We start from the raw sequence: 24,035 nt of genomic DNA, 5'->3' as shown, positions 1-24,035 counted from the left end.
AGCAGAACATGAACGCAAACAAAGAAAAGGCCCTCGAAGCCGCCCTAAGCCAGATCGATCGTCAGTTCGGCAAGGGCACGGTCATGCGCATGGGCGACAACGACCGTATAGCGATCCCCGCAATTTCTACCGGTTCTTTGGGGCTGGATGTCGCACTGGGTATTGGCGGTCTTCCCAAAGGCCGGATCTGTGAGATCTTTGGTCCTGAGTCTTCAGGTAAAACTACGCTGACTCTGCAGGTAATCGCCGAAGCCCAGAAAGCGGGCGGCACTGCGGCGTTTATTGATGCGGAGCACGCACTGGACCCCATTTACGCAGAAAAGCTGGGTGTAAAAATCGATGATCTGATTGTGTCCCAGCCAGACACCGGTGAGCAGGCACTGGAAGTTACCGAGATGCTTGTGCGGTCCGGCGCTGTTGATGTGTTGGTAGTGGACTCCGTTGCGGCACTGACGCCGCGAGCAGAGATCGAAGGCGACATGGGTGACTCCCACGTGGGCTTGCAAGCTCGACTGCTCAGCCAGGCTATGCGCAAACTCACCGCGACAATCAAACAGACTAACTGCCTGGTGATCTTCATTAACCAGATCCGCATGAAGATCGGGGTCATGTTTGGTTCACCTGAAACCACCACCGGCGGTAACGCACTGAAGTTTTATTCTTCAGTACGACTCGATATTCGCCGTATCGGTGCGGTCAAGGAGGGCGATGAGGTGGTTGGTAACGAAACCCGCGTCAAGGTGGTGAAGAACAAAGTCGCGCCGCCGTTCAAGCAGGCCGAGTTCCAGATTATGTACGGACGAGGTATTTACCGAACGGCAGAGGTCATCGATTGGGGTGTCAAATTGGGTCTGGTTGATAAATCAGGCGCATGGTATGCCTACAAGGGCGACAAGATCGGTCAGGGTAAGGCGAATGCTGCGAAGTTTCTTGAGGACAATCCAGCGCTGGGCAGCGAGATCGAAGGTTTGATCCGCTCACAGCTTCTTGACGATGGCTCAGCTGCCAAAGATGACGTTGACGCTGCTATTGAGGCCAAAGCGGCCTCTGAAGACGAGGCGGCCGAGTAGGGGGGTCGTCACTCGGAGTGTTGTCTTCGGGTGACTCCGTTCACCACATAACTGTCCGGCGTTGATAGCGCCGGTACCACTCTCCGGGCGCTGAAGTACCACTTCCCCTTTCCACAGCTTCAGCGCCCTTTTTTTGCGACAGGCTTGCCAGTAACCTTGTCTCACTATGAAGCGCTCTTCTGCCCCCCCACAAAGTCCCCGAAACGCCGCAATGAATTTGCTCGCTCGCAGAGAGCATTCATTGGCTGAGTTAAAGCGAAAGCTTGGGCAGCGGTTTGATGCCGAAGAACTCGATGCCGCACTTGAGAAGCTCGCCAAAGAAAACCTTCAAAGTGACGAACGTTTTGCTCAAAGCTTCACCCGGGAGCGAATGCTCAGAGGTGTGGGCCCCTTGAGAATCGAGTCTGAGCTGCGTCAAAGAGGCGTGAAGCATGCCTACATTGATCACGCCCTTAACTGTGTACCCACCGAGGAGGGGCTGAGCTGGCGTGAGGTGGCCCGGGACGTTTTACAGCGCAAGTTCGGTGATGCTCCGCCGGCTGACTTACCAGACAAAGCCCGACGCCTGCGTTTTCTTGGATACCGGGGGTTTGGAGAGGAGGCCGCAGGGCTGGTGCCGGATGTTTTCTAAGACAGAAGGATGATTGGATTGAGCACCTAATCAAAATTCGAATTTTTCCGGCTGTGTTAACGTCACCGGTTTTGAGGCGAATGGCTATGCGTTTCATATCATTGCTTGTGTTCTTGTTTTCGATTCTGGCCACGGCGACGTCCTCAGCGACGCCCTCCGCGATGCATCCCTCTGTGGATCTTCTAGCCGATTGGGTGGCCCTGGACGCGCCCAGCGGTCACGAGTACCACGCCACGGATCGCCTTCAGCAACAGCTTTCCGGGTGGCGCAAAGGGCGCTCGGGCAACTTAATTAAAGTTGTGGGGGATATCGATGGTGATGGTCCGGCGTCGCTTGTGGCGTGCTTGCTTGATGCGCCGTCATTTACTGTTAGTCAAGTTAGGGCCGACGGATATTTGCGGCTCCATCACGCGGGCGCAGCGCCTGAACACCCCCTTTGGACCCAGGCACATGAAGGGCAGCAGCTTCGGATTATGACCCGCCGTGGTCCAGTGGTTGGAGTGAGCGCACTGGCTAACGGACACTTCTCCAATCTCCATGCGAGCGAAGTGGCACTTACGCGGGCTGAGGACCTTTGGCTGGATGTGGGCGCGGACTCCGCCGCTGATGTTGCGGCTCTGGGAATTGAGCTGTTGGACCCTGTGACGCGTCACTTGCCAGCATGGTCCTTCGGCGATTGGGTGGCCGGTCCTGCAGCCGGTTCCCGCGTGGGCTGTGCTGCTGTCGTGGCTGCGGCCGAGGCGGGCGTTAGGGGAGGGGGGGCGACGGTGTATGTCCTCTCGACACTTTCTCATTTTGCTAATCAGGGCTTAAGTGCCGCAATCGTGGAGTTGGGTTCTTTCGACCGTATTGTGCTGATGGATCGAGGCGTCGAACGTTTGGCTGAGTTGCCGCCATTCCCTCGGGGGCTTCGCGAGTTCTCGCCGGCCAAATTGGAGCAAATACAACGCCTGGCACCGACTGTGAGCGCTGCGGGCTCTCTTATGGAGCGCGTTCACCGCAAAGAGGTTGAGCGCCTTGGACAGAGGCTACTAAACGCGCTGGGAGATGATTCACATTCGCTCACTTGGACGTCGGCACCGAATCCGCTGATGCCCTTAAATAACGCGTTTGCATCAGACCCGGGTCGTTCGGATGCAACAGACGTTGATCAGTATTTGCATCTGCTTGATGATCTGGGCGAGTTGTATGGTGTGCCCGGCTCGGAAGGTCCAGTTCGCGCCGCTGTTAGCCGAGCTCTTCCTTCATGGGCGCAAAATGCTCTTCAGAGCGATGAAATAGGAAATCTGTGGCTGGATCTGGGGCCGAGTGAACAGCCCGCTACTATTTTTATGGCGCACATGGATGAGGTGGGCTGGGTGGTAGAAGATGTTGCTGAAGATGGTGTTGTAAGCCTTATGAGGAGGGGGGGTGCATTGTCTCTTGCCGCTGAGGGGCAGCCCGCTATTCTTCACCTTGATCATGGCTCAGGTGCAGATTCCGAGGTATCACCTACGCAGCTTCCCGGGGTTTTTCTGAGTCGCTCCGCGGAGCAAGTTCAGGAGTTGAAGGCGCGCCAGCCAAAGACATTACAGGCTTGGTTTGGTCTTGCGCGCAGCGAACTCGAGCAAATGGGAGTTACTGTTGGCATGCCTGTCACGGGCTATAAAGAGGGACATCGGCTTGCGAATAACCGCTTTACAGTTCGTGGTATGGATGACCGGGTAGGAACTGCAGCTCTAATACAGGCTGTGCGGCGTCTTGATCCAGACACCTTAGAGCAGCGTGTGGTTATTGCTTGGTCCGTGCAGGAGGAAGGGGGATTGTTTGGGGCTGCAGCGTTGGCAGCGCGCTTTGCAACGAACACTCGGCGGGTCTACAGTATTGATACCTTTGTTACCTCTGATACACCGCTGGAGAAAGCCCATTTCGCCTATGCGCCTCTGGGTTCCGGGCCCGTGCTGAGATCAATGGAGAGCAGCGGCTTAGTGATGCGTAACGAGTTGGACCGCAATCGCGCGGTGGCAAACGCCAGTGGAATCACTTATCAAATTGGTATGACCCAGGGGGGCACTGACGGGACTGCGTTTACATTTTATGGGGTGCCCAACGCAGGTCTTTCCTGGCCTGGTCGTTACAGTCATGGCCCGGCGGAGCTGGGTGACGCGAGCGACATGTTGAGACTCGTCGATCTTATAAGCGCCTTTATGCATGCAAAGCCATGACAGTTCCTGAGACGGTATTGGTAAGCTAAAACGCTTCAGGATGTGTCTGTTTTACTCCGATGGCATGATTCGAATGGGCAGAGGCTCAGATGCATCTAAATGCACATCGCGCTGCGGGAAGGAGATGCTGATTCCGGCGGCATTAAACTCGCGATAAATGATCTGGCGCAATTCCGTAGATACTCTAGGGTAGTCTCTCAGCGCAAAACATCTCAGCCACAACACCAAGGCGTTGTCGCCAAAGTCTTCGAAGCTCACATAGGGCGCCGGCTCCTCAATGATTTCCGGGTGCGCGTTGGCAACATCACGCAGGGTTTGCATAGCCGCATCGACATCCGATCCATAGGCGACGCCGATGGGTATAACCAGACGGAGTTTGGAATTGCTCAATGACCAGTTGGTCACCACGCTGGTAATCAATTCTTTGTTGGGGATCATGAGCTCTTTCCCCTCAAAGGTCTCGATAACGGTTGCCCGAGCATTGATTTTGGTCACGGTGCCGTCTGCACCGCCCGCATGAATAATGTCGCCTACCCGAATTGGACGTTCAAACAACACGATCAGACCCGAGATGAAGTTCGCGACGATTTCCTGTAGCCCAAAACCGATACCTACACCCAGTGCTGCCACCAGCCATTGGACTTTTTCCCATTGAAAGCCAAGCATCACCAGAGCTGTGGAAAAACCAATACCCAGGATTAAATACTGCATGAGCATGCCCGCTGCATAGCGGCTGCCAGCCGTCACCTTGGTCCACTCGGTGAGCACGACGTTGACCAGCGGCGGCAAGTGGCGAGTGATCAAGGAGGTGACTGCGATGATGAGCAATGCCAATAAAAACACTGACAGTGTGATTGCTCTGACTTCGCCATCGGGCAGGCTCGCATCGCTTGTTGACCAAAGGGTAATAGAGTCAAAAATTGACAGTGCGGGTAAGGCCGGCGCCCAAATCCACCAAAGGAGGGCACCCAGCGTTAACAGCCGTGTGAGGCCCAATAATTTTGAGTAAGCATCGGACAGGGATGTCACCGCGTCCAGGTCATTGCCTGCCACTCCGTCTTCTGCTTCGTCGTCCCTTGCTTCCTCGGCTCTTGCGCGAAGCTCTTCTCGGGCTTTGCGCTCCAGTGTGGAACGAAAAATAATCAGCAGTCGTTGCAGAATATTGGTCACTAGCAGCGTACCGATCACTGCCGCCACTGAGCCCGAAAGTGCTCGCAGATACAGGTGTGCCGCAAAAAGCTGCCCGCTGAGGTGCATGAAGACGATGGAAGCGGAAGCGATCATGCCGATCTGCAGCCAATGCCGCAGTATTCGATCACCGCTAAATTCTCCTGAGCGCAGCATACGTAGCGATACGATCAGCAAAAACATCGCGGTAGACATACTGCCAATCGCTGCCAGAGCGCCACCACTGTCAGTGGGTGATGACGCCCGCCCCAGAACGGTGATGGCGATAGAGCAGGTGATAGCTATGTTGAACCACGGTAAATCTCGAGAGGCGGCGTCGGAGCGAGAGGTGTTCCATTTTAAGAGGCGGCGCCCAGCGCCCAGCCTGTCGGACATGCGTCGAAGGCCTCCGAGGATAAACAAAATCACACCCGCAGCAGCGAGTGCACGACCTACGCCCATGACTACGGGTTCCCCCTGGGAGGCAACGTAAAATGCCCGCCCGCCCAGCATGAAGAGGCTCGGGACGGCAAACGCCGCTAACAATGTCAGCACCAGGGTCTTGAAAATCAGTGCGGCGCTTTCGTCGCGAGGACGGATGGGCTTGCCCAGCATACCGTCAAGTGCTGCGGTCACCCTTCGATGCATGGACATACCCAAGGCGACGATGAGCAGAAGAAGAAACAGCGGATCACTGATGATCCGGGGCCAATGGTTTTTTAGACTCAGCAGGGGGCGGGAGCTTTGTAAGGTCTGTAACTGTTGAAGTACCCGCTGAGGGGCGACGTAAGCATAGTTGCGTACCCAGAGCAGGTTGGCTGTTAACAAGGTTTCGTAGTCGCCGACGATAACGGCCAGTTCTTCAGTGGCCTGATTACCATCTACCAGCAGGCTCAGGAGGGTGTTACCCGCCTGCATGTTTTCTTGAAGTAGCTCCCGCCGCTGGATATACAGGCGTTCTGCTGTGCGCGTTTCTATATCATTCCATGAGGTGATGTCGCCAAGTGTTGCACTCAGAAAACCGCTCCGATCTCCCAGCTCTCGAAGTGCCTGCTCGGTGTCGATGGCCTTGATGGATACCGTGGCGATCTGCTCGTTGCGATCGACGTTCTGACTGAGTATCAAGCGCGGGTCGGGTAGGCTCGCGAGTCGGGTTAGCATCACCTCACCCAGCTTTGACTCCAATCCTGCTACGCTGAGTCGGCGCTGGGTTAGATCCGCATCCTGTTGTATTTCGTCGATACTTTTTCGGGTGCCAGAGACTTGCTGCCGGGCCTGCTCAATCTGCGATGACAGAGATTCAAAACTGTTGACCAACGACAGGTTCTCATCGACCAACTCCTGCAGTTCCGGCCGCGAGCCCGTTACCTGGGAGAGAAAACGTCGCGCTTCTGTGGCACGCTGCGCGGCAGCGCCTTGACGCTTCTTGGTGGCTGCATCAAGCAACTGAGCCAGTAGGGTGTCTGCCTCAGCGATGGCGGCGTCTAACCAGGCGATGCGCGCCGTACGGATACTATTGAGCGAGGGGCCACTGCGCAGTCGCAGTTCCAGTAAGCTCAGTTCAGCGTCCAGAAGTCGGTGGTGAATGCTTGATGCAAGCTTGTTAATGCGATCTTCCACGCCGGAGGTCTCTGCCGTAGTGGCTACCTCGGGAGCATCATCAGCACGTCGTCGACTTATCTCTGCAATTCGGTCTCGCGCTGCGGCTTCATTTTTGGCGAGATTTGAGAGGGTGTCCAGAGCCTCAGTGCGCTCCAAAGACCAGGCGTCGCGTTGGCTCTGCACAATACTGAGCTCTGTTTCAATGTTCGCTAACGATGGGTTATCACCGAGACGTCTCTGGATCGTAGCGGGAGCATTCTGCACATCCCGCATACGGTTTGTGTAGTCGGCGATGAGCAGATCGCTGTTCTTGAGCTTTTCTTCCAGTTCTTGACGGGAGTTTTTGAGTTGCTCTAGCTCATTACGATCCTGGGCTGCCACCTGGAGTTTGTCAGATAGCGCTGCACGCCGCTCCTCACTAAGAGTTGCATCATCACCAAGGACTGTACGCAGGTCCTCGAGCGTGTCAGTGATGCTCTCATCTTGAGCATTGGCGAAAGTACAGAGCAATACGGTGAGCAGCAGTCCCAGCAACGGTCTGAACACAGTAGCTGGGTTTAAATGGAAGCCGTGACCCTCTAATGCTGAAAGTCTATTGGTCATCAGGATCTCTTTATCTTTATGGATTGAGCAGTGCGCTCTTGAGCTGTCGTGCCCATGTCTGAAGGGCCTCAGTGTTTTGCGGCCCCGTGCGCAGCAGTTGCTTATGCAGGTCACTGGCGCCCTCAAGCTCGGGATCGGCGTAGGCCCACATAGCGCCCTTGCTTACCAGTGCCGGGGGTTGCTCCCGGGTGGGTGCCGAGAGAATATTATCCAGAGCTGCAATCAGAGTGTTGTCCATAGCATCACTGGGGTAGCCCAAGGCGGCGTAGGCATCCTGCAAAAGGCTGCGTTGCTGGTGGAAAAGCGTGGCGAGAGTTTCCGCGGGTAAAGCAGTTATCGATGCAACCAAGTTGTCATAGCGTTCGTAGCTCTCCCTACTGACCCAGTATTCGGCCCCTTCCTGTGTGGTTTTAAACTTGCCAGGAGGCTTTGCAATATTGGTAGTGCGCGTGGGCACTAAACCGCGCGCGAGTTGGTCAATACTGCTAACGCCGCGGTCTAGCAGATAGGCGGCATTGTAGGCAGAGCCCAGAGTGTCTTCCGGCGACAAGCCGACTTCACGCACCGCATCCCGCAGTTGCTGGTCGATTTCCTCGGGAGTGGGTGGTGCGACGACCACCTCCTGGACGATAGCTTCCTCCAGCCCGGCGTCTTCTGTGTCCTCTTGCTCCGTTTCAACAACCACAGGAATATCTGGCGCCGCTAAAATAGCGTCGTCGGGTGTCGGTTTGGGGGCTTCGGGCATGACTTGCAGAGTAGTGGCACTCTCTGTCGTGGGAGGGCTTTCATCACCAGAGTCCTTGTCCCGGGGCATCAGCAGGTAAGCGCCACCAGCAAGAATAAGTACGGCTACTGCGGTCACCAGAGTTTGAGTGCTGTGGCGCCCATGTTCTTCTTTACTAAAGCGGTCGTCGCGGTCGGCTTGCATGCTGGATCCCTCATCTCCTGATCTTTTTAGTGTAGGCGATACCTGCTCGGACTGTTAAGAAACTTTGAGGGTCGCTCCTTCACCAAATAGGGCAACATCCAGATCAAATGGTTCACTGCGAAATACCTGGAAGAACCGGTTTTGAGTCTTGGGCCTAAATTCGCCGCGGCGCCTTATCAGGCTTTGCGTATTCCATGCGTTGTAGCAAGGAGCTTTGGTAGTAGCTGTCTAGCCCTGAAATCGCAATGCTGTCGGTCTTGGCAGGATCCAGTGCGCCCAGCTCGTTGATGGCGTCGCCAGGGACATCAAGAGAAACAATCTCGCCGATGACCATATGAGTGCCGTTGATACTCAGCGGCAACTCATCCCGCAGGATCATCCCCATACGCACAATTGCTTCGGCAACAAAGGGGGCCCTCTGTCCGTCGAGCTGCAGCTCTGTAAGCCCCGTCGCTGCGAACTCGGAGACGTCACCAGGGTATCGAGCAGCGGTTTGATGCGCAGCGTCAATAATGCCCGCATGCACATGATTGATTGTGTAACTGCCTGTGTCGCGGATGTTGTCGAGCGTGTGTCGCTCGGCATTATCCGGTCTGAAGATCAGTGCCAGAAGGGGTGGGTGAGACCCGATATGCACGAGGGAACTCATAATGGCGAGGTTGCTCTGTCCCTGCGTATTCACCGTGCCCACCAAATTCGCCGGTTTGTAGCCCGTAATGGAGTTGATGAGCGCCGCTCGCCTGCGGCGTTCAAGATCTTCTATGTCGCTACTTGTGAGGTGCATGGAAACTCTCTTGAAACTGTTTGCCGTAAAGGCGTCGATATCGCCAGCGAGCCCAAATGGCATAGATGGCATCCGCAATGTGACGAACTACAGGCCAGCGTAAAGCGCTTAGAATACGACCGTGAGTAGTTCCTTCCCAGGCAGCAACGTTTGCATCAGCGCTTGTGAGCCAGCTACCGTCGGCGCGACGCAGATGCAGTACACGAAGAAGCTGATCTTTATTCGGAGACTGGTTTGAGGGGACGACGCTGTCTGGGGTGACGTCGCCCGTCTCGTCAAGCTCGTGGATATCCACAATACGCAGCGCATCTCCGCGAACTTTTCGAAGCTGAGATATTTCGCCCGCGCACAACGGACACTGTCCGTCAAAAAACAGCGTGTCCACTGACGGCGTTTGTTGGCCCTGACTGGAATCTGTCAAGGTGGTTTCATTCCGCGCTGTTGTAGCCATGGCGGGCTGTTCCTTAGTGCTGGACATGGCTTAGGCTCGGGAATCCCCGCCCCCCGCGGAACAGTCGTCCTCAGTCGCACAACTCGAGAGGCCAAGCCACTTCCAGAGGTAGCAGCGACCAAAAATGCTATTCCAAAGCAACGCGAACGCCGCTAAAAGACCCAATCCCTGGAGTAGCCCAAAGCTCTGGGCTGTAAAGATCCAGCCAACGATGACAACGGCGAGGCCGAAGCGTACCAGGCGTTCCACTGTCCCTATATTTCGGTCAATCATTTCAAACACAATTCTTGCAGGTTTAACTTATAGGGATATACGCGCGAAGTGAGCTGCCGGATGGTTTAAATCCGGCGCTTTGGTGATCTGTCTTGGGATGGGCGGCCCGGTGATCTAGCGGGGGTAGGTGGATTCCAGCATATTGAGGGTCTCTTCGAACTCTCTGCAGATGTCCGCAAGGATGTCTGCTACTGGGCGAATCTCGTCAATTCGGCCACATACCTGTCCGGTCAGGGGTATAGCTGACTCCATGTCGCCGCCAAAATAAAGGTCCTGGGGCTTGCCAAATTCAGTCATGGCGTTGACTTCAGGTTTCTGCTCCAGGGCAGTTGTTCGTTCCGTGCGAAGAGCGCGTAAACCCGGTGACTGGAAGCGGTTGAGGAATACGGTGTCGGTTTCCTCAGCGTTGACAATTGCCTGCTTCCAGTTGTCGTGGACTGGCGATTCCAGTGCCGACACCATGCGAGTGCCCAACTGCACACCCTCGGCGCCTAATGCAAAGGCCGCAGCCATGGAGCCGCCGTCAACAAAGCCTCCAGCGGCAATGATCGGTACATCAACCTTTGAGCGCACAAGGGGTAACAGCACCATGCTCGCAACATCCTGGGGACTCTTGAAGCCGCCGCCTTCTCCACCCTCAACAATGAGACCGTCTACACCGTACTCGACGGCTTTGAGCGCGGCTTTTAGATTTGGGACCACGTGGAATACGGTAAGCCCGGCGCTTTTGAGCAACTCTGTGTAGCGCTCTGGAGAGCCCGCCGAGGTGGTGACGAAGCGTACCCCCTGGTCGATGATGAATTGGGCGATGTCCGGGTCGCGCACGAATGCCTGAGCGATATTTACGCCAAAAGGACGATCTGTCAGTTCGCGCATAGCCCGAATCTCATCACGAATGACATCAAGTTCTCCCGAGGATGTTTCGATGATTCCCAGTCCCCCAGCATTGCAAACAGCCGAGGCCAGCTGTGAGCGGGCGATCCAGCCCATGGGTGCCTGAACGATCGGGAGCTCTGCTCCCGTCATCCGGGTGACGCGATTGTCGAATTTCATGCCTTGTTTCCTTAGCTCGTTATGTTCAATGTGTGGTCAACAACGCCTTGGGTTCTGGGGCGCTAGTCGTCTCTGTCTGCAAGGACACGGGCCTGCGCTGCGGCAATGCGGGCGACAGGCACGCGGTATGGACTGCAACTGACATAGTCCAGCCCCAGGTCATGACAGAAGCGAATTGAGCGGGGGTCACCACCATGCTCCCCGCAAATGCCGTATTTGATACCTTTTTTGGCCTGTCTGGACTCCTGCACCGCCATGCGCATAAGGCGGCCCACAGCACGCTGATCAAGAGAGACGAAGGGATCATCTTCGATGATTTTGGCGTCAAGATATTGCGGAATAAATCGCCCGGCATCATCGCGAGAAAAACCGTAAGTCATCTGTGTCAGATCGTTGGTGCCAAAACTCATGAATTCCACGGCTGATGCGAGTCGGTCTGCACCGAGGCAGGCCCTAGGGGTCTCCATCATGGTGCCTATTTTGTAGCGCAGCGACACCGATTTTTCTTTGGTGACCTTGGCGATGCCTCGATCGATAACCTCACTGATCAATCGAATCTCCCGCACGTTTACCACCAGCGGAATCATGATCTCAGGGTAAGGATTCAAACCTTCTTCGCGAGCCTGTAAGGCAGCGCCAATAATTGCGCGAACTTGCATCCGGGTAATCTCCGGATACACCACCGACAAGCGACAGCCGCGAAAGCCGAGCATGGGGTTTACTTCGGCAAGATCGTTGCGCGCCTGCATGATCTCCTCGGGATCTTTTTTGAGACGCTCAGCCAGTGCGTCTGCGTCGGCTTGATCATGTGGCAGAAATTCGTGCAGTGGAGGATCCAGGAGTCTGATGGTTACCGGCAGCCCATCCATGACGCGATAGAGTTCCAGCATGTCCGCATGCTGAAACTCCTGCAGTTTGGCCAGATGCTGTTTACGTTCCTTGCGATCTTTCGACAGGATCATGGCGCGCATATGGTCAATGCGATCACTGGCAAAGAACATGTGCTCAGTCCGGCACAGGCCGATGCCTTCTGCTCCGAGCTCTCGGGCTTTGGCTGCGTCTTCGGGAGTCTCGGCATTCGCCCGGACCTTAAGGCGTCGATGCTTGTCGGCCCAGGACAACAGTGTTTGAAAGTCATCCGATGTGCTGGCCTCGACTTTTGCAATATCGCCAAGCATCACCTCTCCGCTTGCGCCATCCAGAGTGATCACGTCTCCACGCTTGATCACGGTCCCATCGGCGGCGGTGGCTATGCCTTCCTGAACAGATACGCGCAAATCACCACAGCCGGTGATGGCACAGACACCCATGCCTCTGGCAACCACTGCAGCATGGGATGTCATTCCACCAAGCTCTGTGAGAATACCTTCGGCGACGCGCATGCCGTGGATATCCTCTGGCGTAGTCTCCCGGCGTACGAGAATGACCTTCTCGCCATCGGCTTCGACTTTGACTGCTTCGTCTGCAGAAAAAACAATCACGCCGGTGGCACCACCGGGACTGGCGGGCAGGCCCGTGGCAATGACGGTTCGCGGAGCATCCGGATCCACCATGGGGTGCAAAAATGACTGCACGTGTTCTGGCGAGACACGCAGCAGGGCTTCTTTTTCGTTAATCATTCCTTCGCGGACCATATCCACCGCGATTCTTACCGAGGCGCGTCCCGTGCGTTTGCCGCTGCGGGTTTGCAGGATGTAGAAGCGACCTTCCTGAACAGTGAATTCAATATCCTGCATATCCCGATAGTGCTGCTCGAGCATTGCCTGGGCAGCCAATAACTCAGCGTGCGCATCGGGCATGCGCTCCTGCATGGCGTCCACGGGCAAGGGCGTGCGGATTCCTGCGACGACGTCTTCGCCCGCCGCATTGAATAGAACTTCGCCAAAGAATAGCCGCTCTCCCGTTGAGGGATTACGCGTAAATGCAACGCCGGAACCCGAGTCCTCCCCAAAGTTGCCAAAGACCATGGATTGCACGGTGACGGCGGTACCTAAGGAGTCCGGAATATTATTCATCTCGCGATATACGTTGGCCCGGGGGGTATACCAGGACTGGAACACGGCTTCGACGGCGAGTCGCAGTTGCTCGAAGGGATCTTCAGGAAACTTGACCATGGTCTTAAAGGTTCCGATAACTGCCTGCCAGTCTTCAGCTTCCATGGCAACGTCTGTCTGGTAAGCCTTCTCGTCTTTGTAGTCCTCGATGACTTGTTCCATAGCGTGGGTGTCAGCCCCCAGTACCACATCTGCGAACATCTGGATAAAGCGGCGGTAGCAGTCGTAGGCAAAACGGGGATTGCCGGTTTTGTTGGCTAGCCCCTCAGCGATTTCGTCATTGATACCTAAGTTAAGAATGGTGTTCATCATCCCCGGCATTGAGATCGGGGCGCCGGAGCGCACGGAGAACAGCAGGGGGTTTTCGGGATCACCAAAGCGCGCGCCCATTTGTTTTTCGACCAGATCCAGAGCAACGCGATACTCCTGCTCAAGCAGTGTCGGCAGACGGTTGCCGTTCTCAAAATATTCCCGGCAGGTAGGTGTTGTTATGACGAATCCAAAAGGCACAGGCAGATTCAGGGACGTCATTTCGCAGAGATTCGCTCCTTTACCGCCCAGGAGATCACGATCATCTTTACTGCCTTCGGAGAACAGGTACACGCGCTTGGCCATAAACTGTATTTCACCTCATCAATTTTTGTTCGCTGCAATATGGTAACCGACCTTGCTTCTACGCCTACTGTCAACCGTCATATTTGTAAATGGTCCACGTTTGGGGCGTTGACCCCGAGGCCAAGAGATATGAGAATTGACATTGTCAACATAACTCAAAAAAGGTGACTAGCATGCCCGCTCGAAATACCCTTAAAGCCATCCCTGCTGCCATTGCGGCTGCTGGCTTTGCCGCGTCCGTTTCTTTGCCCGCTTTAGGTCAGGGCGCCGGAATGCTCGAAGAAGTGATCGTAACTGCCGCCAAGCGTCAGCAAACGCTCCAGGAAATTCCTATTGCGGTGTCTGTGGTTACCGCCGAGTCCATCGAGCAGTCACAGGTTTTGGACATCAAAGACTTGCAGACCCTCGTGCCTAGCCTTCGTGTTACCCAGTTGCAGGGTAGTGCGCAGACCAACTTTATTATTCGTGGCTTTGGTAACGGCGCTAACAATCCTGGTATCGAGCCTTCAGTAGGTGTGTTCATCGATGGCGTGTACCGTTCGCGCGTCGGTAGTGCACTGGCTGATCTTCCCAAGCTAGAGCGTGTAGAGGTCCTTCGCGGTCCCCAGAGCACACTGTTTGGTAAGAATGCGTCGGCAGGTGTCATCAACGTGGTTACCGCCAAACCTGATCTGGCTGGCTACAGCGGATCGGTATCGGCGACCGTTGGTAACTACAACCAAAAAATTGTGCGCGGTGATATTACCGGTCCACTTTCTGACAACGTTGCCTTTAGCTTGTCGGGTAGCATGAACCAGCGGGACGGTTACTACGACAACATCGAGCTAGATACCGAGCAAAACGAAATCAACCGTTGGAACCTCCGCGGCCAGTTGCTGTGGAACCCATCTGATCGTATGGAAGTGCGTTTCATTGCAGACTCTGATGGCCTCGATGAGCAATGCTGTGGTGTAGCCAACCTCGTGAACGGCCCAACTGGTGCGGTGGTTCAGGCCCTCGGTGGCAACCTGGTCCCTGAACAGCCTTTTGCTTACGAAGGTTTTTATGACTTCGATCCGCAAAACCGTATCGACACCCAAGGTCTGTCGATGCAGATCGATTACGATTTTGACAGCTTCACTTTGACGTCGATCACGGCGCAGCGAAAGCTGGAGCAGTTCGATTTGGGTGATGTGGATTACACCAGCGCCCGGCTGGTAACGCCTGATGCCGCGAATGAGCGGGATACCACCATTGATACCTTTACTCAGGAACTGCGTCTTACCTCTGCAACCGATGGTCCACTTCAATGGATGGTCGGCGCGTTCTACTTTACTGAAGAGCTCGAGACACAGGGCGCCTTTGGCTACGGCGATCAGTTTCGTCCCTACGCGGACTTCCTGATTCAGGGTGCCACAGGCGGTGCCTTAAATCTGGGTGTGCTTGAGGCGATCTACGGCGTCCCAGGTTTGTCTTTCCTGGAAGGGCAGGGCTTCCCCAGCGAGACCTATACATTGGATGACGACACTCTGTCTTTGTTTGCTCAGGTTGATTTTGATATCACCGATGCCTTAACACTGACCGTGGGTGCTAACTACACAGAGGTTGACAAGGAGGCTACGGCAAACCTGGTATCTACCGATGTGTTTGCGACCCTGCCTTTCGGTGGAACGCCGTTTCAGGGCTTGCAGGCGCTGCAGTTTTTGCCGCCTTTCCTGAACTTCGGTAACCCCGCTGTAGACGGCAATACTGTTGAGGATGGCACGACAAACGACGATGACATCACATACACAGTGCGCCTTGCCTATGATCTGACGCAGAACATTAACGTCTACGCAGGCGTGAGCACAGGTTTCAAGGCAACATCGTGGAACATGTCTCGTGACTCGCGTCCCTTTGCCTCGGATATCCCGGCGCTGGGCGCTGCGGGACTGTTGCCACCCAATATCGTGGCGGGTACACGTTGGGCGGGTCCCGAAGAGTCGACGGTCTATGAAGCCGGTCTAAAGGCTGAGTTCGATACTGTGAGCGTCAACGTTGCGATCTTTAATCAGGAAATCGAAGGCTTCCAGCAGAACATCTTTACCGGAACAGGCTTTGTACTGGGTAATGCGGGCAAGCAGTCCACAGATGGGCTTGAGTACGAAATTAACTGGGCGCCTACCGATGGCCTGCGTATCGCTTTCGCAGCAACCCACCTTTGGCCTTTGTATGATTCCTTCGTCGGCGGCGTTGGCATTGGTGGAGCAACAGATCTGTCTGGTAAGCGACCCGCAGGAATTCCGCAGCTTTCAACCAATACTTCAGCGACCTACAACTTCAATATCGGCAACGCCATGTCCTATGCGCGCATAGAGCATGTGTACGAGCGTGAGGTGCAGGTTGTGGATAATTTAGATAAGGATGTCGCCGGGCGCGAAATAAATATGTTCAATGCAAGCTTTGGTATGACCTTCAGTAGTGGTCTTGAGTTTAATCTCTGGGGCCGTAACTTGAACGGGGATGAGTACCTGTTGTCAGCCTTTAACTCTGTAGCGCAGGCGGGCAGCATCAGCGCCTACCCGAACCAGCCTCGCACTTACGGTGCTACGCTCAAGTACAACTTTGAGTAAACAGCAGGCCTTAAGGCCACAACGAGAAAGGGCGCTCTGAGAGCGCCCTTTTTTTATGCTGTCTTTTCCTGTTTCAGACGATTGGCTCTGGTACTGAGCTAAGTCTTAGGAAAAACCTGTCGAAACCAGGCTTTAAGAGATCAGTCTTTAGTGTCCATTAGAGCTGCTTTGGCCTTTTCCATGTCTACAGCCTCCGCGGCTTTTTCCACGTCTACTGCTTCGGCCGCTTTTTTGTAGTCCACGCCATCGGTGCTAACAGCTGCTTTGGCCTTTTCCATATCGACAGACTCTGTGGCTTTTTCTGTATCGACCGCGTCCATCAGTTTGTTCATATCCTGCGCCTGTGTCGCAGAAACCATGAGCAGCATGGTGGCTGCTACAGAAGCTAAAAAAGTTTTCATGTTGTATTCCTGAGTGTGTAGTGACTATGCCCGGGGCGCTGAGCAGGTGCCCCGGATCGACAACATACCACTGTTTGGCGGACATCGGGCGAGGCCATGATGCGGCTATTGGCTTCGTACCACCTTGCCCCGGGAAATGACCAGACGAATCTGTCGGCTGTGGCGAATATCCTCCAGAGGGTTTGCATCCAATAAAAGCAGGTCCGCTTCGTAACCCGCCGAGACCTGTCCTAAGCTGTCTTGCAGTCCAAAGAAACTTGCGGGCACAAGGGTTGCTGCCGCCAGCGCCCGTTGCGTATCAAGTCCTGCAGCCACAAGCACTTCCAGCTCTCGATGCAGGCTGTAACCAGGGATGGCCCAGCCAATAGGTGTGTCGGTGCCTGCGCCAATGCTGATGTTGTGGGCGGCGAGGCGGGGAATCATGTCCAGGGTCCACTCACCTGTGATTTTATAGCGAGTCGGATCCATGTAGCTCGGAGCCTTTATCCATTCGCTCCTTACGGCTTCGGGTAAAGCGTCAAGAGCAATGCCCCAGTCGCTTTGCCCAAACGGAGGGTACTGCGTCATCGCATTGAGTCGGGCAGTGGGTACCTGGATGGTGTTGCTCAGGCTGGTCAGCACGCGCTCGCAGCGAGCAGGGTCTTCGTTTTGAATTGCGCTATCACGCTGTGCGTGGTGGATGCTGCTGCGCAGACTCATGCCCGCTTGATCCTGTCCAGCCTTTAAAAGAGCACGCCGCTCCCTAAGGAGGCTGTCTGCGTTGTGTGCACAGTCCAATTCGACATTGCGTAGGTGCTCCATGGATTGCACCTTGGGTCCGACGTCCGAGGCGAGCATAGCCAGGGGAACATGAGCGGCGATGGGTAAGTTGTGCGCAGATGCTGCGGTGGTAAAAGCCTCAAAAACCTCCGGGGACACCATTTCATAAATTTTGATGAAATCGACGCCCGCTTTCGCCAGAGTCTCGACCTTGCTGCGAGCTTGCGCTGTGGTGAGATGGCTTTGGCCAATGCCTGACTCATCGTCGGCGCCATACACTACGGGGGATCCGTCCAGCAGTGGTCCTGCAAAAAACACCCGAGGCGCGGCGCGGTCGGGTCCGTAGAGCGAAGCCAATATGGGTTTCAGACGCTTGAGATCACCTCCGGTGTCCCGAACGCTGGTGATTCCATAGTCCAGGAACAGATCCGGCATGATGTCGATAAAGCGCGAGTCGTAGCTTAGGTGGACGTGCATGTCCCAAAGCCCGGGGGTCAGAAAGCGGTCCTGTCCGTCGACAATTCTGACGCCGGGCGGTGCTACAAGATCCTGCCCCATGGCAGTGATGTGTCCGGCGCTGATCAGCACGTCCTGCGGTGGCATGAGGCCGTGTTTGGCATCTACCGGAGAAACGTTGCGAATCAGCAGCGGCGCAGAGTCTGATTCTGGTGCAGCCCACAGGCCTCCACTAAGGATGATGAGGGCTAAGCCGACGCAGAGCTTGGCGATCTTTGTGGCGCCTACAGGAGAGCTTAGAAAGCGACACTTTTGCGCGCTATAGTGCATGGCTATTCCTTCGACGAAAAGAATCAGACTATGCAGCTGCGAACCGTACAAGTACAGAGTTGTGCAAAGCGTAACTTTGCTTCAGTGGCTCTGCGGCCTTTGATGTGCGCGCTGTTGTTCTTTGCTTCTGGGCAAGTGCTTGCCCAGAGTGCCACTCAGAACGTACTGGTAATTTACGTGGATGATTTGGGTTACGGCGACACCGGAGCCTACGGCCATAACGTGGTGCAAACACCCAATATTGACAGGCTCGCCGCCGAGGGCATGCGGTTTACCCAGTTCTATGCGCCATCTGCGCTGTGCTCTCCGTCCCGCGCTGGGCTGCTTACCGGGCGGACTCCCTACCGCACCGGCGTTGAGAGCTGGATTCCCGACGATTCGCCGGTGTCCTTGGGAGACAATGAAACAACGTTCGCGGATCTGGCTAAGCAGCGTGGTTATCGCACCGCGGTGATCGGCAAATGGCATCTTAATGGTGGGCTGCATATGCAGGACGCGCCGCAGCCCCGGGACTTTGGTTTTGACTATCAATACGGCCTTGCCGCCTGGGTAAAAAACGCGACAGTAAGGGAGTCCCCGGACGTGCCGCGCCGCGGCGCGATGTTTCCTGACAATATGTACCGCAACAACGAAGCAGTGGGACCCACGCAAAAATACAGCGCCGAGCTTGTGAGTGACGAAGCCATAGCCTGGATCGAGGGCGCTTCGGATCCGTTCTTTTTACTACTGACCTACAGCGAAGTGCATACCCCTATTGCGTCTCCGCGTCAGTACCTGGAGCAGTATCAGCATCACCTCACTCAAGAGGCTAAAGATAACCCCTTGATGTATTACTTCGATTGGCGTGACCGGCCCTGGAGAGGGCGGGGGGAGTACTACGCCAACGTCAGCTACATGGATGCCCAGCTTGGGCGGGTAATCGAGCATCTTCGCAATAAGGGCGTTCTTGATGACACCCTGATTGTTTTTAGCAGTGACAACGGTCCTGTTACGGACGCCCCCTTAACACCCTGGGAGATAGGGATGGCGGGGGAGACGGCCGGGCTTCGGGGTAAGAAGCGCTTTTTGTTTGAAGGAGGCCTGCGGGTGCCCGGCATTATTCGCTACCCCGCGAGAGTAAAAGCCGGACGCGTGGAGTCCCGCCCGGCTAGCGCCCTGGATGTTTTTCCTACGCTTGCCAAATGGATGAATGTGGCGATAGATCCTGCGATACCGTTAGATGGCGAGTCGCTGTGGCCGCTTATCGACGGTCATGATTTTAAACGACAGCAGGCGTTTTACTGGTCTATTCCAACACCTGATGGCATGGAGTACGCGCTGCGTGATGGGGACTGGAAGCTGATAGTCGATACGCAGGGGGCGCCGCAATACCTGTTTAATCTAGGAAACGACTGGTACGAGCTCAATAACCTCCTCGAGACAAAACCCGAAGTTGCACAGCGACTCTTGCACCTTTATCAGGTTCAAAGAACCGCTGTAGAGAGCGATCCGCTAGCGCTGGCGAGACAAGCTCAGAAGCACTAGCGGACGAACCAAGGTTCAACGCTACCAGGCAATACCGTAGTCATCACCATAGTCACTGGCCCCGCCCTGAAACGTGCCTTGCTTGGGGTCGATAAGAATAGCGGTGATAGGGCTGTAGGTACGCTTTACAACTTTTACGTCGTAGCCCATGTCCTTGAGGCGATCCCGCGTGTAGGGCGGTAATTGGCCTGTAACATCCAGACGTCCAGGCTCGCTAACATGCGCGCCAAAGGAGCTTTGCATCTGGTAGCTCGTGACGTTGTGTGCCTCGGCCGCTTGCTGCACATTCATACCAAACTCTACGACGTTCAAAAAGAACTGCAGCAGATTTTGATCCTGCGTGTCGCCGCCCTGCACCGAGAAAGCCATGATGGGGTCGCCGTCTTTGAGCGCCAGGCTGGGCGTAAGCGTTGCGCGAGGACGTTTACCCGGTGCGACCACGTTGAAGGGGTTGATTCGCTCATCCAACACAAAGCTTTGCATACGTTGGCTCAGTCCCACGCCGCTGTTTCCGGCGATAAACGCAGGTATCCATCCGCCCGAGGGCGTTATGGAGACGACCCAACCATCGGCATCCGCTGCCTGAATAGAGGTGGTGCCTGCGATAAATGCTGCGTCATGGTCTACGCCAGCTTGCTGAAATCCGTCTGAACCATCAGCGTCCGCTGCCGGGGGAATAGGCGACCATTCTTCCAACAGCTTGCTAAAGGGGTTCTTGTCGCCCTGAAAAGGGTAGGGATCTCCCGGTCTGGCCATAGCATCGTTAACGTCGGGCTTGATGAGCGCGCGGCGCTGTGCGGCGTACTCTTTGCTCAGCAGTCCTTCGATGGGCTCTGCAGGAGGAAAGTATGGGTCACCGTAGTAAAAGTCGCGATCAGCAAAAGCCAAATTCATGGTTTGATACAGCGTGTGAATATAGTTGGCGCTGTTGTAGCCCATGCCTTTGAGGTCCAAAGGTTCGAGAATATTCAGAGCCTGCAGCATCGCCGGACCCTGTACCCAGGTGGTGAGCTTGTAAACATCAATACCCTTGTAGTTGGTGCTCACGGGTTCTTCGATATGTACTTCCCAGCTCGCCAGGTCTTCTTCAGTAAACAGGCCTCCTTGCTCGCGGGTAGCGCGGACGATTTCTTTTGCGATGTCACCGCGATAGAAACGCTCGTAGGCAGCGTAGATCGCCTCTTTGCGGGATTTTCCTGAGGCAAGAGCATCTGCCTCAGCGTCCACCAGTTTTTGTAGCGTTGCCAGTAAATCCAGCTGCTGGAATATCTCGCCATCGACCGGAGCGGCACGCTGCGCAGGATTGCTGTCGTCCAGGTGGGGCAGGAAGACGCGTTTGGAATCTGGCCACTGGGCGATGATCTCCCGTCGTCGCTCGATGTTATCTGCCTGTACGCCCTCGATGGGATAGCCTTCGGCCATTTGCATGGAGGGCGCTAACACTTCGGCCAAACTCAGGCGGCCGTACTCAGCAAGCATCACCATAAGCCCGCCCGGCGTGCCCGGAGTAACCGCGGCCAACGGGCCATACTCCGGGGGATACACCATGCCTTTTTCCTGGAAAAACTCCGGGGTCGCACCCGTAGGAGCTACGCCCAGTGCGTTGATCCCCAGTACTTTTCCGGTTTTTGGGTTGTAGATCAACGCCTGGGTCTCACCGCCCCAGCCGAGGGTGTCCCACATGGTTGATGTGGCGCCTAGCATTGCGCAGGCCGCATCTACGGCGTTGCCGCCCCGAGCGAACATCATGGCTCCCGCGCTGGCGGCGAGGGGTTTGCCGGTGACCGCCGCCCAATGTCGACCGTGGAGTACCGGCTTTGCGGTGTCTTGGGCAGATACCGGAATGACGCCGCATAGCACCAGCCCCAGGCAGATGCCAAGGGTCGCGACTTGACGGCAAAAAGAGGCAGGTTTGCTGGAAGTGTCAGTGTGAATCACGATGCGTCTCCATCGGTTAACAAGCTAAGAGGCCCTTTGAGGCCTGCGTGGCAGAGTGAGTTTCTATATTACTACTCGTTGTGAGTCGGCGGTGGTATTGCAACCGCTGACCCATCGCGATTTGCCCGGTAATGTGGCGATAGTATTTCGATATTGTGTTCTCTAAAGCGATCCTGAATGTGCGCATGCATTTCGGATGCGATTTGCTGCTTTGCCGAAGGATTGCGGATATAGGCGTTGAGCTCGTAGGCAACATAGTTGTCGTCAAGACTTGTTTGCAGCACAAAGGGTGCCGGCTCCTCCAACACATGCGCAGTAGCGCTGGCTGCTTCGCACAGCAGTTGATGTACCCGTGTCCAGGCAATGTCGTAGCCAATAGTAACCGTGGTGTGCAGAAGTACGCCGGTTTCTTTCGCCTGGGCGCTAAAGTTGACGATGTGATTGTTCATGACCATCGCGTTGGGCACGGACACTTCTTCGTTTTTTGGTGTGCGGATGCGTGTTACGAACGCACTGCGCTCGATGACGTCACCTTCGGTATCTGCGATGCGCACTCGATCTCCAATCTTGAAGCCCCGGGTGTAGGTGATGACGATGCCTGACATCACGTTTGCGACCGCGGATGTCGACCCTAACGATACCAGTACCCCAAAGAATATAGACAGGCCCTGAAACGCGGGGCTGCTAGATCCCGGGAGGTAGGGAAACACGATGACCAGAGTAATGGCGATGATCAGCAGACGAGACAGTCCAAAGCTGGTTTCGGCCCAGTCGGGATAGAAACCAGGCAGGGTGATGCGTTCCAGTCGGATCCCTTCGAAGATCCCTCGCGTGGTGCGAATCACGAGGCGCGAGATGAGAGCAATGATGCCAATGATGAAAAGATTAGGGAGGTAGTTAAGCACTGCGGCAGCAATGACGCCAAGCTGCGCGAACACAAAGCCAATAATATTGACGGCAAGATCGCGACTCCAGGAAAACTGCGTGAAGACCAGGTTCAGCCAACTTATGAGCAGTACTGCTCGCAGCAAACGCCACACGCCGTTGACGACGCTGTGAAGTGCTCTTGCCAGCTCCCGCTCGGTGAAGATCTGTTGATCTTGAACTGTTAGGGCACGGGCGCCGGACCCGTCTGCATCAATCCAGCGGTGAACGCCTTTTCGCCAGCGATCGAGTAAACGCCAAACGATCCAAACCATAAACGACACGAGAAGCAGCGCGCCGGTGCGAGATGCGATGTCCGCCCATAAGGCATTGCCCATCCATTGGGCTAGCCAGAGTTCGAGGGTTTCAAGGCTTTGGTTCATAGTTGAGAGCTGATGTGCGACTTAGCTGCGTAGGATGCGTGAAGCAATCGCACATGGCAATTATCCAGCAGTAATTTGCCTGCGAAGACCCGCGTCGTAGGAAGTTGCTTGCCGGAAGTCCCTGAGCTTTCTAGTATCGGGTGATGACTGAAGACTCGCCTGCCAACCCGCGCAAGATTATCCATGTTGATATGGATGCGTTTTATGCCAGCGTGGAACAGCGGGATGACCCCTCATTGCGGGGTAAGCCACTGGCTGTGGGAGGATCGGCCAAGCGGGGTGTTGTTGCCGCAGCGAGCTACGAAGCCCGAAAGTTTGGAGTGAAGTCTGCAATGCCCGGAGTCACCGCAAGGCGCCGCTGTCCCAAGCTACTGTTTGTGAAGCCCCGATTTGAGGTCTACCGCGCTGTATCCCGACAATTACACGAAATCTTTGCGCGCTACACCGAGCTCATCGAACCATTATCACTTGATGAGGCCTACCTGGACGTAACTGCCGATACTGCCGGCATTGGGAGTGCGACGGGTATAGCCGAGGCTATCCGACGGAATATCCGCGATGAGCTGCACTTAACAGCTAGCGCGGGAGTGAGTTACAACAAGTTCATTGCCAAGGTGGCGTCAGACCAAAACAAGCCCGATGGCGTGTTAGTGGTTCGTCCGGGGGAGGGTGCTGACTTTGTGGCGTCTCTGCCAGCCCGGCGTTTCTATGGTGTTGGGCCGAGAACGGCTGAGCGTATGTCGGCCTTGGGCATTCATACCGGAGCGGATATACGTGCTCAGACCCTGAGTTTTTTGGAGCAGCATTTTGGTAAGTCGGCGCACTACCTTTACCAAGCAAGCCGCGGTGAAGACTATCGATCCGTACGCCCGGATCGCGAGCGCAAGTCCATTGGGGGAGAGCGCACCTATTCACAAGATTTGCTGCTTGATGAAGATCTGCGTACAGCCCTGGAACATATCATCGATATTGTTTGGGAGCGGATTGAAAAAAACAAAACTCTGGGAAGGACCGTGACTCTCAAGGTGAAGTATGCGGATTTCCAACAAATAACCCGGGCACGCTCGGTGAGCCCTCCGGTAGAGACTCGCGCGGACTTCGAGCGTATATCCCGTGGGCTATTAGAAGCTTTACTGCCTGTCGCGAAAGGCGTGCGTTTACTGGGACTCACCCTGTCTGCGCTGGAGGCGCCGCTGGGGGCCAGCATCGATGACCCAGAAGGCGTCGCGGAAGCGGGGCCGGTGCAGGAATCCCTGGCCTTTTGACGGAATCAGTCGGGTTCTTGTGGCAAAGT

General features: G+C 55.5%; 17 protein-coding genes. 6 read left to right on the top strand and 11 right to left on the bottom strand.

The window, feature by feature from the left end; all coding sequences use genetic code 11:
- The first annotated feature begins 8 nt into the window (after positions 1–8).
- From recA to R0135_RS05345, 3 genes are all read left to right on the top strand, one after another.
- Positions 9–1,070, top strand: a complete 1,062-nt coding sequence (gene recA / locus R0135_RS05355; RefSeq protein ID WP_407349224.1) for a recombinase RecA — start codon at positions 9–11, stop codon at positions 1,068–1,070.
- A 211-nt stretch (positions 1,071–1,281) separates the two neighbouring features.
- Entirely contained in the window at positions 1,282–1,701 is a 420-nt protein-coding gene (locus R0135_RS05350) for a regulatory protein RecX (RefSeq protein ID WP_407349223.1), read from the top strand.
- A gap of 86 nt (positions 1,702–1,787) precedes the next feature.
- On the top strand, positions 1,788–3,905 hold the full coding sequence (locus tag R0135_RS05345; RefSeq protein ID WP_407349222.1) for a M28 family peptidase: 2,118 nt from the start codon (positions 1,788–1,790) through the stop codon (positions 3,903–3,905).
- Between the two features lie 51 nt (positions 3,906–3,956).
- Here R0135_RS05345 and R0135_RS05340 read toward each other — a convergent pair whose 3' ends face one another.
- The 7 genes from R0135_RS05340 to ppdK form a co-directional block, all read right to left on the bottom strand.
- A complete protein-coding gene (locus R0135_RS05340; RefSeq protein WP_407349221.1) occupies positions 3,957–7,277 on the bottom strand; it encodes a mechanosensitive ion channel domain-containing protein in 3,321 nt (1,106 codons plus the stop codon).
- 16 nt (positions 7,278–7,293) lie between these two features.
- Positions 7,294–8,205 carry a DUF3014 domain-containing protein gene (locus R0135_RS05335; RefSeq protein ID WP_407349220.1) on the bottom strand — a complete coding sequence of 304 codons (912 nt, stop codon included), beginning with the start codon at positions 8,203–8,205 and terminating at the stop codon, positions 7,294–7,296.
- Between the two features lie 154 nt (positions 8,206–8,359).
- The gene (locus R0135_RS05330) at positions 8,360–8,989 is read right to left on the bottom strand and encodes a flavin reductase family protein (protein ID WP_407349219.1); all 630 of its coding nucleotides are present in this window, start codon (positions 8,987–8,989) and stop codon (positions 8,360–8,362) included.
- Positions 8,973–9,440: a thiol-disulfide oxidoreductase DCC family protein gene (locus tag R0135_RS05325; RefSeq protein ID WP_407349218.1), complete on the bottom strand. Its 468-nt coding sequence runs from the start codon at positions 9,438–9,440 to the stop codon at positions 8,973–8,975. Before R0135_RS05325 ends, R0135_RS05330 begins: the two co-directional genes overlap by 17 nt.
- Before the next feature lie 30 nt (positions 9,441–9,470).
- Positions 9,471–9,713 (bottom strand): DUF2892 domain-containing protein, encoded by a 243-nt coding sequence (locus R0135_RS05320; protein WP_407349217.1) that lies wholly within the window; start codon positions 9,711–9,713, stop codon positions 9,471–9,473.
- Positions 9,714–9,827: 114 nt separating this feature from the next.
- On the bottom strand, positions 9,828–10,766 hold the full coding sequence (locus tag R0135_RS05315) for an NAD(P)H-dependent flavin oxidoreductase (RefSeq protein ID WP_407349216.1): 939 nt from the start codon (positions 10,764–10,766) through the stop codon (positions 9,828–9,830).
- A 62-nt stretch (positions 10,767–10,828) separates the two neighbouring features.
- The gene (ppdK, locus tag R0135_RS05310) at positions 10,829–13,435 is read right to left on the bottom strand and encodes a pyruvate, phosphate dikinase (RefSeq protein WP_407349215.1); all 2,607 of its coding nucleotides are present in this window, start codon (positions 13,433–13,435) and stop codon (positions 10,829–10,831) included.
- A 173-nt stretch (positions 13,436–13,608) separates the two neighbouring features.
- On the opposite strand from ppdK, the gene R0135_RS05305 reads away from it, so the two are divergent.
- Positions 13,609–16,026, top strand: a complete 2,418-nt coding sequence (locus R0135_RS05305) for a TonB-dependent receptor (RefSeq protein ID WP_407349214.1) — start codon at positions 13,609–13,611, stop codon at positions 16,024–16,026.
- A gap of 140 nt (positions 16,027–16,166) precedes the next feature.
- Here the strand turns inward: R0135_RS05305 and R0135_RS05300 are convergent, their stop codons facing one another.
- Both R0135_RS05300 and R0135_RS05295 read right to left on the bottom strand, forming a co-directional pair.
- Positions 16,167–16,427, bottom strand: a complete 261-nt coding sequence (locus R0135_RS05300) for a hypothetical protein (RefSeq protein WP_407349213.1) — start codon at positions 16,425–16,427, stop codon at positions 16,167–16,169.
- A gap of 105 nt (positions 16,428–16,532) precedes the next feature.
- Complete coding sequence (locus tag R0135_RS05295; RefSeq protein ID WP_407349212.1) at positions 16,533–17,972, bottom strand: amidohydrolase family protein; 1,440 nt, start codon at positions 17,970–17,972, stop codon at positions 16,533–16,535.
- 30 nt (positions 17,973–18,002) lie between these two features.
- Between R0135_RS05295 and R0135_RS05290 the strand changes: the two genes are divergently transcribed.
- Positions 18,003–19,496, top strand: a complete 1,494-nt coding sequence (locus R0135_RS05290) for a sulfatase (RefSeq protein ID WP_407349211.1) — start codon at positions 18,003–18,005, stop codon at positions 19,494–19,496.
- A 21-nt stretch (positions 19,497–19,517) separates the two neighbouring features.
- On the opposite strand, the gene R0135_RS05285 is transcribed toward R0135_RS05290, so the two are convergent.
- Both R0135_RS05285 and R0135_RS05280 read right to left on the bottom strand, forming a co-directional pair.
- Positions 19,518–21,434 carry a gamma-glutamyltransferase family protein gene (locus R0135_RS05285; protein ID WP_407349210.1) on the bottom strand — a complete coding sequence of 639 codons (1,917 nt, stop codon included), beginning with the start codon at positions 21,432–21,434 and terminating at the stop codon, positions 19,518–19,520.
- 71 nt (positions 21,435–21,505) lie between these two features.
- On the bottom strand, positions 21,506–22,741 hold the full coding sequence (locus R0135_RS05280) for a mechanosensitive ion channel family protein (protein WP_407349209.1): 1,236 nt from the start codon (positions 22,739–22,741) through the stop codon (positions 21,506–21,508).
- Between the two features lie 143 nt (positions 22,742–22,884).
- On the opposite strand from R0135_RS05280, the gene dinB reads away from it, so the two are divergent.
- Complete coding sequence (gene dinB, locus R0135_RS05275; protein ID WP_407349208.1) at positions 22,885–24,006, top strand: DNA polymerase IV; 1,122 nt, start codon at positions 22,885–22,887, stop codon at positions 24,004–24,006.
- The last annotated feature ends 29 nt before the right edge of the window (positions 24,007–24,035 follow it).

The sequence above is a fragment of the Congregibacter variabilis genome (genome assembly GCF_045689235.1).
GTDB classification, from domain to species: Bacteria; Pseudomonadota; Gammaproteobacteria; order Pseudomonadales; family Halieaceae; genus Congregibacter; species Congregibacter variabilis.
The sequence above is the reverse complement of the archived record's forward strand: the minus strand, read 5'-3'. Positions and strand labels throughout refer to the sequence as shown.